This window comes from Nonomuraea sp. NPDC002799, assembly GCF_053592075.1.
Genome location: NZ_JBSFVA010000018.1, coordinates 59,313 through 69,283, shown reverse-complemented (window position 1 = coordinate 69,283; position 9,971 = coordinate 59,313). Strand labels below are relative to the sequence as shown.

Sequence of the window (9,971 nt, the reverse complement as noted above, 5' to 3'; positions counted from 1 at the left end):
ACGTTTCACGCAATTGACGCTCGGTCCGGTCAGTTGCACGTGCATTGAAATACTACAGCGGCGGGGTGGCCCCCCGAGAGTCGCGGAGACCTGGTCCGCGAGGGCTGCCCGGAACTCTAGGTTCCGACCACAACGTCTTTCCCCATTGCGAAGCGTGCGCGAGGGGGCACAAGACGCCTTTTCCCCCGGACAAATAAAGAGAGGTACACGCAACCATGACAACCCCTGCTGACAACGACGTCGGCACCGACCCGCCCGCTGGCTCTCCGGCGGAGCCAGAGCCCGAGCCGAGACCCGCGCAGCCGGGACCCGCCAACCCTTTGCGGGGACACTTGCGGAAGGCACTGACCCGGCGCTGGGTGCGCATTGTGGCCGCCGTAGGCGGTGTGGGCACCATCCTGGGAACAGTCCTGATCGTGGTACAGCTCATCGACAGGTTCAACCAACCAGATGCTCAGCCACTCGTAGCCGTAGAGGAGTCGCAGAAGGCGCCGCCATGTTACCCGATCAAGATCCCCGTGAGACCCCCCGAGGGCACCACGTGGGTGCTGGCGGTCAACAGCACGTCGCCGCGTGACCGGCAAATTGACTTCTACCGCGTGCCGCTGGGCACCTCGCGCGCGATCCTTTTGTCGCTGGACGCCACAGACCCGCACGCGGGCAACTCGATCTACAGCATCGAACTGTTCGTTCTGCCGACCGAGGTGGTCGATCACATCAGAGATGCAATGGGCATCACGGGTGACCGACCGTGGAAGGCAACCGTGATGCCCTTGCACGACGAAGCACCTCACTCCATCAAAGTCCAGCGGGATGTCGGCCAGGACACCTGCTGAACAGCCTGGGCGACCTGGGGCGGATTGAATCCGCCCCAGGTCGCGGGGCTTCACGTGACCTTAACGTATTTTTGTGCCCAAATTGTGGGTGAGCAGGGACGTTCGTTATCTCTTCGCGACGCTGACCGCATATCCCGTACGACTATGCCCTTGCACTACCGAGAGCAATCGTATGAACACGAGAAGTAGATCGCTGGGTTTCGATGATTTATCCCGAATTCACCGGTTCCGGCCACTTACTTGACGCTCGTACATCTCGTTTGCGGCTACCAGCGTTTCACCTGGTCTGCGTGCGGAGCACGGGCTCTCCGGGTGATCCTCCTTAATGCCTTGTCGGGGAAAGGCCGCCGGACCTCGGCGACACGGCGCATAGCGATCTAGTCATGGCCCACGAGGCACTTCTCGTAGGCCCGATGCAGGACCTCCACGCTGTTGCCTGCCCACTCGGCGACCTGCTTCGGCGAAACGCCGGCGTTGAGCCACGAGGAGAGGCAGGCGTGCCACAGGTCGTACAACGGGCGTTTGGCCAGGGATGATGCGTACTCGTCAGGGGTCAGGGCATCCTTTCGCGCCTTGTCCCAGCTTCGTTTGATCGTGCACGTGGCCAGGACGCCACCGCAGGAGCCGTGGAACACGCGCCATCCAGGGCCGGTGCCGTTCTCCTTCAAGTGCTTACGGAGAATGGCCACAAGCTCAGGCGGACACAGGAACAGGGCGATTCCTTCCTTCGGCGCTGCCAGGCCTCGTCGATGAGGCCGGCCGACGGTCAGCTCGCCTCTCCAGCCACCTCGGGTTCAGGCTTGACCGGTGGGTGGAGGGTCGTGCGTCTGGATGTCTGCCAGGTCAGCCCCGCTGAGAGGAAAGCTGCGGCGTTGCGGTTGTCGCTGGCGTACGTCGCGAGGATCAGTAGTACGGCGGTGCCTACCGGTACGCCCGCGAGAAGCAAGTCAGGGTAGGCGTCGAGGTCCAAGCCCCAGAAGAAACCGATGGCGGCGCACGCGACGGCGGAAGACACCACCTGCCGGATGATCATGAAGGTCAGTGTTAGCAGGTTCCTCCTTTTGGCGTCGCGGATCACCGCCTTCAACTGCTGCTCATAGGTCTTTTCTACGGTCACAGCGGCGGATTCTGCCGCAAGCGGAGAAGGCGGCACCAGATGGTGTCGCTAACTGATCCGCAACTGGTGCGTCGACGGAAAGTGCCGGCGTCCTCTGGGGCGGTCCTGCTGGATGTGGGGCCGCCTTCGCGTTTCCCGATATAAGGAGCATCCTCGAAATGTGCCTCTTCAAGAGCGCTGCCCTGGCTTTGGTCGGCGTTCCGGGGTCGGCCGCGTCCGCTGTCCCACCCGACGGCAAGACGACCTTCGGATCGTCCGCGTCGGCACCGATGCCGTGGGCTATCGTTGAGCGGCTTTGCCAGGGTCGGTGATGCAGAGCTCCTCCAAGTGCTACCAGCCATCCATCTGGTCAGCCACAGTCGTAAGCCCCGCTCAGCCTCCTGATCGTCGGGCTCCCCAGAAGGCTGGGGGAAGGTGTTGCCGTCCGGAAGGAGGCAGGGAGATGTCGCCGGCATCCGATTAGATGGGGCCCATGACTGCTCGCGATGTGGCCCGTCTGCTGCCCGACATCCCGAAGCTCCGTGATCTGTGCCGGTCCATGGCAATGCTGGAGGCCATACTGAGCCCGGAATGGTCCAGCCGCTACCACTCCTACGACGCGGGCTGGGCCCCTGGGGAGGAGATGGCCTCGATGCGCAACGGGTCGGGAGACGAATACAACATTGTCTTCTCCGCGACGGGTGCGTACATCCGGGGCTTCGGCCACGAGGCGGTGATGAGCCCCTACGGCAACGACGGGCCGTGGCCGGGGGTGCTCGACTCCATCCCTGAGTTGTTCCGCCAGTGTGTGCAGGAGCCGGCGTTCTGTGACGAGGACGGCATGCCGGTCGTGACCGCTTGCCTGTGGCGTGAGGCCGGTGATGACTGCTGGCGGGTGGGTGAGATCGACTACCCGGGCGACGTGAGCGATCCCGATGGGGCGACGTATCTGTTCGCACGGCTCGTCGATCCGTCTCCGGAAGCGTTCCAGCGATTCGCGGAGGACTACTACGAGACACCCATGGATCTCGATGCGGTGCGACATGTCTACGCCCTCCGTCCGCTGACGCAGGCGGTGGTCACCGCGCTGAACGCTGGCCTTTCCGTGGAGGACCTCGCCGACGACCTTGCGGCAGCCCGGTACCCGTCCGTCGCCGGTTGAGAAGCTGGAAGGCCAGCGCGACTCTTCTCCAGCGCGAGCTGGGTGGCAGCAGCTCCGAGGCGCGTTGGCAGAGTGCTGTGCAGCAGCGCGTACTGCAACACCGCCTCACGCGATCTCAGGATGACACTCCGTAGCGGGTGGCGATCGCGGTGGCGCGGTTGCGCAGCGAGTCGCGTAACCACTGCGGGGCCAGGGCTTCCGCGTTCGTGCTGAGCTGCCACAGCGCCCATTCGGCGTGTCTCGGATCTTGGAAGGTCACCTCCAGCCGCAGCCGGCCGTCTGAGTCGGCTGCTTCGGCGAGGACGGCCAGCGCGGTGCCCACCAGGTCCTCCCGCCGCGCCGGGTGCACCCGCACCAGCACGGTGACCTGGTCGCCGCCGGTCCGAAACTGCGTGCTGCGTTCCTGCCAGGCCCGGTCCAGATCGACCCGGTCCAGTCGCTGTGCGGGTTCGGCGAGTTCCGTGGCGGCCAAGATCCGGGACAGCCGGTAGGTGCGGTCCGCGCCAGACCTCGTGGCCAGCAAGTAGCCCCGGTCGCGTACGGTGACCAGGCCGATCGGGTCCACCGTGCGCCATTTCGGGGGCTGGTCCACAGCCGCGTAGTGGATGCGCAACTTGTGTCCGGCGAAGACCGCGCGCAGGACCTCGGCCGCTACGGCGTCAGGCACCTCGTCAGCGACCAGCCGGCGCGAGAGGAGGTCGGTCTCCGGGTCGATGAGCAATCGCTCGGCGGCGCCGGCCGCGGTGTCCCGATAGCTCTCGGGTAGCGCGTCGACCACCTTGAGCATCGCCGAAGCGAGCGCCGAGCCGAGGCCGAATGCCTGCGCGCCGCGCCGCGATCCGGCGACCAGCAGGGCGAGGGCCTCGTCGTGGTTCAGTCCGGTGAGCTCGGTCCGGAAACCGGGCAACAACGCGAAACCGCCGTGCCGGCCGCGTTCGGCGTAGACCGGGACGCCGGCTGCGGACAGCGCCTCGACGTCGCGCAGCACGGTGCGGGTGGATACCTCCAGCTCGCGGGCCAGCGCGGTGGCGGACAGCCGGCCGTGCTGGCGCAGCAGCAGCACCAGCGAGACCAACCGGTCGGCGCGCATACGAAAACCCTATCGAGATACACGACACAGGATGTCGTGATTTGTTGGGAGGCTGAGCAACATCACGCAAGTGACGGTGGCTACTGAGCCGAGTCGATGAACGTACGTGATGTCGACCAATCGAATGGAGCTGTTGTGGCAATGGAGCGAACGGCGGTCAACCCGTGGGCGTGGTCGGTGGGGATGGGGTACAACCAGGGTGAGGTCGTCTCCGGGCACAACCGGACCCTGTACTGCGCCGGGCAGACCGCGATGAGCGGCGACGGCAAGCCCCAGCATGCCGGTGACATGGCGGCGCAGGTGGCGCTGAGCCTCGACAACCTGGAGGCCGTGCTCGGCGAGGCCGGCATGTCCCTGGCGAACCTCGTCCGGCTCAAGGTCTACACCACCGACGTCGATCGGCTCTTCGAGCACTACGGCGTGCTGGCGTCGCGGTTGGGCGCCGCCGGGGTGGCACCGCCTACCACGATGCTCGGGGTGACACGGCTGGCGATCCCCGACCTGATGGTCGAGCTTGAGGGGACCGCCGTCGCGTGATGTGCCCTCGCTGCCTCCGGCAGGGCTGCTGGAGGCGGCACGCGTGGGAGGCAGGTGGGTGATTTGGTGCTCTCGATGTTGAGAATGGCTCTCTTGAGAAGAAGGCTCCACCCCGGCGAGAGGTCGGCATCAGCTGCCGTGCGGGTGTTTCGAGAGCCAGTCGGTGTGAGCGGCCTTCAGGGCGTCGCGTTCTTGAAGGCCGGCCAGGATGACATCGGCGCCGCCGTCGTAGGGGCTAGCCGTCGTAGGGGCTATACGTGCGTCGCAAGTCGGTGTCTGTGATGATCACGCCGCTGCATTCGTCATCGGCGACGGCACGCAGCAGAGTTCGGCAGGCTGTGAAAGCGTACCCAGTGGTCCGGATCAAAGCTCAGCTCATAGCTGAGCGGTGGGCAGTGTGGCCACCGCGACCACCACAATGCCGACAGCTCGGGTAAATGAGGGTTCGGAAGTTCGCGCGTAGGCATGCGCCCAGGGTAGGTCCGGGCGAGCGTCATATGATCTTGCTGACGTCACTGCTGACAGCAGCCGCGCGGTTCATGCGTCGAGCTGCGGCGCCGGCATCGTGATCGCGGCCGCGGGGATCGCCTGGCCCGCCGTGATGCTGCCGGCCCGGCTCGCACTGCGGCTTCCGGCCGTGGAGGCGATCGCGCGGCCCGAGTGACGTACGTCCGCTGTCGCGGGGATCGCGCTCTTGATGGGCTCCCACGCCGTCCGTACGGGCAAGCCCGTCGCGTGGCCCCTTCTTCCCCCGTGTCGGGACTCTGACCTGGTTCTTTCGGGCCTGGTCGAATGATCTGGACGTGTTCTGCGCCGCTCGTGAGGATGTGGGAAATTCCATCACTGAATGAGGGAGGCTTATGCGAATCGCGAGAACGTGGCGGCTCCGTGCCTGCATGGTCGTGGTCCTGGCGGCCGGCCTGACGAGCATGGTGGGGCCGTCCGCCAACGCCTCGCCTGCGGACTGTGACGCCAAAGACGCCGGTTTCCCGCAATGGCATAAGGACACCGGCGTTGCGGTCGAACTTGCGGGACGGCGCGTCTCGGTGCAGAACGAGGGCTATCACGATGTATACAGTCATGCCGAGATCACCTCGGGTCGTCAGGACGGCGATCTGGTCTGGATAGACCGCAGCATCAACACGCTGCCGCTCTTTTCCAGCAAGTACGCCCGAAGCGTGATCAACTATCCTTCCGACGCCGAGGTCAGGGACACCGGTGGCGGCTGGAAGCAGTGCGGCCCGTTCAACACGAGCAGCGGCGAAACCGACCATGTCCGCTCCTGGTTCTACGCGGTGCGTGCGTGCATGCGGCCCAAGGACCACGACAGCAAGTGCTCCGGCTGGTGGATGGACATGTCCGACGAGGACAAGGAGAAGACGCATCCGAATCCGACGCAGCCGCCAACTTCCGTCCCCGTCCCGTCGCCCACCCCTACGAACACCTCGGCCCCGCCGCCTCCACCGCTCCCGCCACCGTCCAAGCGCGGTGACCTGAACGGCGACGGCAAGGTGGACCTGCTCGCGATCTATGACGGCGGCAACGCCATGTACTGGTACCCCGGCAAGGGCGACGGCGGTTTCTGGTCGGCGCGGTCCCTCGATCAGGCCGGATTCAAGCTGATGGCCACCGGCGACCTGAACGGCGACGGCAAGGTTGACCTGCTGGCCGTCTACCAGGGCACCAGCGGGCTCTACTGGTATCCCGGCAAGGGCGACGGAACCTTCTGGTCCGCTCGCTACCTGAGCCAGGCCGGTTTCGAGCACATGGAGCTGGCCGACCTCAACGGTGACAAGATCCTGGACATGCTGGCCGTCTATGAAGGCAGCCGCGGCCTGTACTGGTACCCGGGCAGGGGAGACGGCTCGTTCTGGTCGGCCCGTTACCTGAGCCAGGCCGGGTTCAAGAACATGTCGCTCGGCGACCTGAACGGCGACGGCAAGACCGACCTCCTCGCCATCTACGACGGCACCGGTGGAATGTACTGGTACCCAGGAAAGGGAGACGGCAGTTTCTGGGCCGCGCGTTACATCGACCAGGCCGGCTTCCGCCACATGGAGCTCGGCGACCTGAACGGCGACGGCAAGACCGACCTCCTCGCCATCTACGACGGCACCGGTGGGATGCACTGGTACCCAGGAAAGGGAGACGGCAGTTTCTGGGCCGCGCGTTATATCGACCAGGCCGGCTTCAGACTCATGTCTCTCTGAGCTGGATCCACGGCCGAGGATCTGACGAGTGGTGGGAGGTGTCCATTGATCTGGAGCCGGTCCGTATGGGCACCTCTCACGTGCGATCGGGGCCAGGCAGGCCCTGTCCGTCAGTGGTGGTGGCCGTTCCGGCCGAGAGTCTCCACGGGGGTGGCGCCGGGGCGGGTCCACTGGGGCACGGGGCGGCTGGTCGGGCCCCAGTCGGCGTTCCCGTCCGCGTCCGAGCGCCAGGACCAGCACGGCCGGTGCCCCTCGGGCCAGCCCTCGGGCTTGTCCTCCCACACCTCGCGGCGGCCGTAAGGCGTCATGTCGAGCAGGCTCAAGGACAGGTTGACCGGCTCGTTGCCACGGCCCGTCGTGGAGTAGGTGAGGAAGACGCGGTCGCCGTCGCGCAGGAAGCAGGCGAGGTAGCCCATGTCTCCGCCGACCGGCGCCTCCACGTCGCGCACCGAGTACCAGGGCTGGGTGTAGCCCATGAACTCGACGTAGGCGGCCACCTCGTCCCACCGGCCCGTGGTCAGGATGGCGAACGAGACGCCGGCGGCGTTGAGGTAGACGGCGTCCTTCAGGTGCCAGGCCGCGGTGGTGCAGCCTTCGCACTGCCCCTGGTGCGGCGCGCCGTCGTGCCACATGTGCTGATAGACCACGAGCTCGTCGCGGCCCTGGAACAGGTCCAGGAACGGGACCGGGCCATCAGGTCCGACGACCTCGACCGTTCCGTCAAGCTCCACCATCGGCAGCCGGCGGCGGGCCGCGGCGATGGCGTCGCCCTCGCGGGTGTGGGCCTTCTCGCAGACCAGAAGCTTGTCACGGGCGGCCTGCCAGGTGGCCTGGTCGACGATGGGCGGGCGGTCGGGCAGCGCGGTGGTCATGGTGTCCTCCATGGGGTGTCGTGCCAGGCAGCGTCGTACGTTCTACGACGGTCTGTTCTCTAGTGACCGTCGTACGTTCTACGACGGTCACTGGAACAGACCCGCGACCCGCCCGAAACTCATCGCCGCACGGCGACGCCACCACCGGCTGGCGGCATTGCCTGAGGGCTGTTCGTCTAGTGATCCGAAGATTACGATCTTCGAGACCTGTGCTGCCGATGATCGCCACGTACGGCGGTCGGATCGACGAGGTTGGCGAACATGCTGCGTTCATCCATTGCTGCCTTGGCCGTCGCGAGGGTCGCCGCCCTCGTGCCGATGTTCGGCACTGCTGCCGGGGCGGAAACCGGCGCCCGGGAACTGACCGCCATTCCGGCGCCCGGATACTATCGGATTCGCAACTTCGGCAGTAACAAATATCCGGCCATCGGCGCGAGCAGCACCGAGAACGGCGCCCATGCCATTCAATGGGAATACACCGGCAGCGCCGGGCAGCGCTGGGTCTGATCCCGGCTGTCGCCGGTGGGTTGAGGCTTCCATGCCGATGGCGGCCGGCGCCTTTCAGGCTGACCGGCCGCCATCGGTTTGTCAGACTGCCGTCATGGCTGAATCGGCAGGCAAATGGACGTGACCGTGACGGTCGTCACCGGGCTGAGCGAGTTCCCCTCGTAATAGAACCTTCCACGCCAGGCGCCGCCGTCCTCGGTGGGCTCCCAGCGGAAGTTGTTCACGTACCTGTTGTCTGCGTTCCAGGCGCCCCCGATGACCGCTGTGTCGGGCGGGCAGTAGCCACCGACGACATCGGCATAGTCGTTGACGTAGTCCAGCGTTACCGGAGAACCGATCAGGTAGAGCGGTGGCAGCACCCTCCCCGGCTCGCCTTGCGGGCCGGGTTCGCCGGTGGGACCGGGCTCACCCGGATCACCTGTGTCGCCCCTCTCGCCCTGCTCACCCTGCGGACCCTGCTCACCAGGGTCGCCGCGCTCGCCTTGATCGCCTTGCGGACCGGGCTCCCCAGGATCGCCCGTGTCGCCCCGCTCACCCGGGTCGCCCTGCGGGCCCTGCTCACCAGGATCACCTGGGTCGCCGCGCTCGCCTTGGTCGCCCTGCGGGCCCTGGTCACCCGGGTAACCCGGCTCACCAGGTTCGCCGCGCTCACCCGGGTCACCCTGCGGACCGGGCTCACCCGGATCGCCCGTGTCGCCCCGCTCACCCGGGTCACCCTGCGGGCCCTGCTCACCCGGATCACCTGGGTCGCCGCGCTCGCCCGGGTCGCCCTGCGGGCCCTGCTCACCCGGGTAACCCGGCTCACCAGGCTCGCCGCGCTCACCCGGGTCACCCTGCGGACCCGGCTCCCCAGGATCGCCCGTGTCGCCCCGCTCACCCTGATCGCCCTGCGGACCGGGCTCACCAGGATCACCCGTGTCGCCCCGCTCACCCTGCGGACCCTGCTCACCCGGGTAACCCGGCTCACCAGGTTCGCCGCGCTCGCCCCGCAGACCGGGTGCACCGGGCTCGCCCTGCAGGCCGGGCACACCCGGCAAACCCGCAGAACCCTGCTCGCCCCGCTCACCCTGCAGACCCGGCACACCCGGGAAACCCTGCTCACCCTGCAGGCCGGGCTTACCTTGCAGACCCGGCTTACCCTGCAGACCCGGGAAACCCTGCTCACCCTGCAGACCCGGCTTACCTTGCAGACCCGGCCTACCCGGCTTACCCGGCTTACCCGGGTCGCCCGTAGCACCCGGCTCACCCGTCTCGCCCCGCTCGCCCTGCGGTCCCGGCACGCCAGGCTCGCCTTGAGGTCCCGCCGGCCCCTGCGGGCCCGGTCGGACATGGCAGAATATCTTGCTGATCTTTTTCCCGTGTTTTATCGTGTGATACTTCTGGCAGGCGCCATGGTGTGCGTCCGCGAAGGCCGGCGTCGTCGACACGAGGGCCGACATCGTGATGATGGTCACGGATACAGGAAGCACAACGGTGACCACGAACCGCGTGGACCTGGATATTATCGAGGAGTTCATACGCCCATGTCTTGATTGTCGATGATGGATTGTCGGCGGAATAGAACAACTCCTCACCTGCCCCGCCTACAATATCCTCGACCTCAAGGCGTCGTCAGCGTTCGATAATGTTCGGCAATTGGGTGTCCTTATTGCCGAACAAAT

13 protein-coding genes are annotated in these 9,971 nt (G+C 66.4%); 6 read left to right on the top strand and 7 right to left on the bottom strand.

The features are described from left to right. The first annotated feature begins 386 nt into the window (after window positions 1-386). Window positions 387-836: a hypothetical protein gene (locus ACWD0F_RS29345; protein ID WP_449880884.1), complete on the top strand. Its 450-nt coding sequence runs from the start codon at window positions 387-389 to the stop codon at window positions 834-836. Between the two features lie 377 nt (window positions 837-1,213). Here ACWD0F_RS29345 and ACWD0F_RS29340 read toward each other — a convergent pair whose 3' ends face one another. Continuing rightward, complete coding sequence (locus ACWD0F_RS29340) at window positions 1,214-1,525, bottom strand: hypothetical protein (protein WP_449880883.1); 312 nt, start codon at window positions 1,523-1,525, stop codon at window positions 1,214-1,216. Between the two features lie 77 nt (window positions 1,526-1,602). Then, entirely contained in the window at window positions 1,603-1,953 is a 351-nt protein-coding gene (locus ACWD0F_RS29335; protein ID WP_449880881.1) for a hypothetical protein, read from the bottom strand. Between the two features lie 472 nt (window positions 1,954-2,425). Here ACWD0F_RS29335 and ACWD0F_RS29330 point away from each other — a divergent pair, with 472 nt between their 5' ends. Further along, window positions 2,426-3,094 carry a hypothetical protein gene (locus ACWD0F_RS29330; protein WP_449880879.1) on the top strand — a complete coding sequence of 223 codons (669 nt, stop codon included), beginning with the start codon at window positions 2,426-2,428 and terminating at the stop codon, window positions 3,092-3,094. A gap of 115 nt (window positions 3,095-3,209) precedes the next feature. Here ACWD0F_RS29330 and ACWD0F_RS29325 read toward each other — a convergent pair whose 3' ends face one another. After that, the gene (locus tag ACWD0F_RS29325) at window positions 3,210-4,184 is read right to left on the bottom strand and encodes a helix-turn-helix transcriptional regulator (RefSeq protein ID WP_449880877.1); all 975 of its coding nucleotides are present in this window, start codon (window positions 4,182-4,184) and stop codon (window positions 3,210-3,212) included. Between the two features lie 141 nt (window positions 4,185-4,325). On the opposite strand from ACWD0F_RS29325, the gene ACWD0F_RS29320 reads away from it, so the two are divergent. Continuing rightward, window positions 4,326-4,721 (top strand): RidA family protein, encoded by a 396-nt coding sequence (locus tag ACWD0F_RS29320; RefSeq protein WP_449881159.1) that lies wholly within the window; start codon window positions 4,326-4,328, stop codon window positions 4,719-4,721. A gap of 129 nt (window positions 4,722-4,850) precedes the next feature. On the opposite strand, the gene ACWD0F_RS29315 is transcribed toward ACWD0F_RS29320, so the two are convergent. Continuing rightward, entirely contained in the window at window positions 4,851-4,976 is a 126-nt protein-coding gene (locus ACWD0F_RS29315) for a DUF3885 domain-containing protein (protein ID WP_449881157.1), read from the bottom strand. Between the two features lie 282 nt (window positions 4,977-5,258). Then, window positions 5,259-5,447 carry a hypothetical protein gene (locus ACWD0F_RS29310; protein WP_449880876.1) on the bottom strand — a complete coding sequence of 63 codons (189 nt, stop codon included), beginning with the start codon at window positions 5,445-5,447 and terminating at the stop codon, window positions 5,259-5,261. Between the two features lie 170 nt (window positions 5,448-5,617). Here ACWD0F_RS29310 and ACWD0F_RS29305 point away from each other — a divergent pair, with 170 nt between their 5' ends. Further along, window positions 5,618-6,931: an FG-GAP repeat domain-containing protein gene (locus ACWD0F_RS29305; RefSeq protein WP_449880874.1), complete on the top strand. Its 1,314-nt coding sequence runs from the start codon at window positions 5,618-5,620 to the stop codon at window positions 6,929-6,931. A gap of 110 nt (window positions 6,932-7,041) precedes the next feature. On the opposite strand, the gene ACWD0F_RS29300 is transcribed toward ACWD0F_RS29305, so the two are convergent. After that, window positions 7,042-7,803 (bottom strand): DUF899 family protein, encoded by a 762-nt coding sequence (locus tag ACWD0F_RS29300; protein ID WP_449880872.1) that lies wholly within the window; start codon window positions 7,801-7,803, stop codon window positions 7,042-7,044. Window positions 7,804-8,064: 261 nt separating this feature from the next. Between ACWD0F_RS29300 and ACWD0F_RS29295 the strand changes: the two genes are divergently transcribed. Continuing rightward, window positions 8,065-8,310, top strand: a complete 246-nt coding sequence (locus tag ACWD0F_RS29295) for an RICIN domain-containing protein (RefSeq protein ID WP_449880870.1) — start codon at window positions 8,065-8,067, stop codon at window positions 8,308-8,310. Window positions 8,311-8,402: 92 nt separating this feature from the next. Here ACWD0F_RS29295 and ACWD0F_RS29290 read toward each other — a convergent pair whose 3' ends face one another. Continuing rightward, window positions 8,403-8,669: a hypothetical protein gene (locus tag ACWD0F_RS29290; RefSeq protein WP_449880868.1), complete on the bottom strand. Its 267-nt coding sequence runs from the start codon at window positions 8,667-8,669 to the stop codon at window positions 8,403-8,405. Between the two features lie 15 nt (window positions 8,670-8,684). On the opposite strand from ACWD0F_RS29290, the gene ACWD0F_RS29285 reads away from it, so the two are divergent. Continuing rightward, window positions 8,685-9,842 (top strand): hypothetical protein, encoded by a 1,158-nt coding sequence (locus tag ACWD0F_RS29285; protein WP_449880866.1) that lies wholly within the window; start codon window positions 8,685-8,687, stop codon window positions 9,840-9,842. Window positions 9,843-9,971 lie beyond the last annotated feature (129 nt).

Excerpts from the sequence above, each read along its gene's own strand:
- ACWD0F_RS29295 (WP_449880870.1), top strand. The coding sequence starts at position 8,065 with ATGCTGCGTTCATCCATTGCTGCCTTGGCCGTCGCGAGGGTCGCCGCC.
- ACWD0F_RS29330 (WP_449880879.1), top strand. The coding sequence starts at position 2,426 with ATGACTGCTCGCGATGTGGCCCGTCTGCTGCCCGACATCCCGAAGCTC.
- ACWD0F_RS29325 (WP_449880877.1), bottom strand. The coding sequence starts at position 4,184 with ATGCGCGCCGACCGGTTGGTCTCGCTGGTGCTGCTGCTGCGCCAGCAC.
- ACWD0F_RS29320 (WP_449881159.1), top strand. The coding sequence starts at position 4,326 with ATGGAGCGAACGGCGGTCAACCCGTGGGCGTGGTCGGTGGGGATGGGG.
- ACWD0F_RS29305 (WP_449880874.1), top strand. The coding sequence starts at position 5,618 with ATGGTCGTGGTCCTGGCGGCCGGCCTGACGAGCATGGTGGGGCCGTCC.
- ACWD0F_RS29300 (WP_449880872.1), bottom strand. The coding sequence starts at position 7,803 with ATGACCACCGCGCTGCCCGACCGCCCGCCCATCGTCGACCAGGCCACC.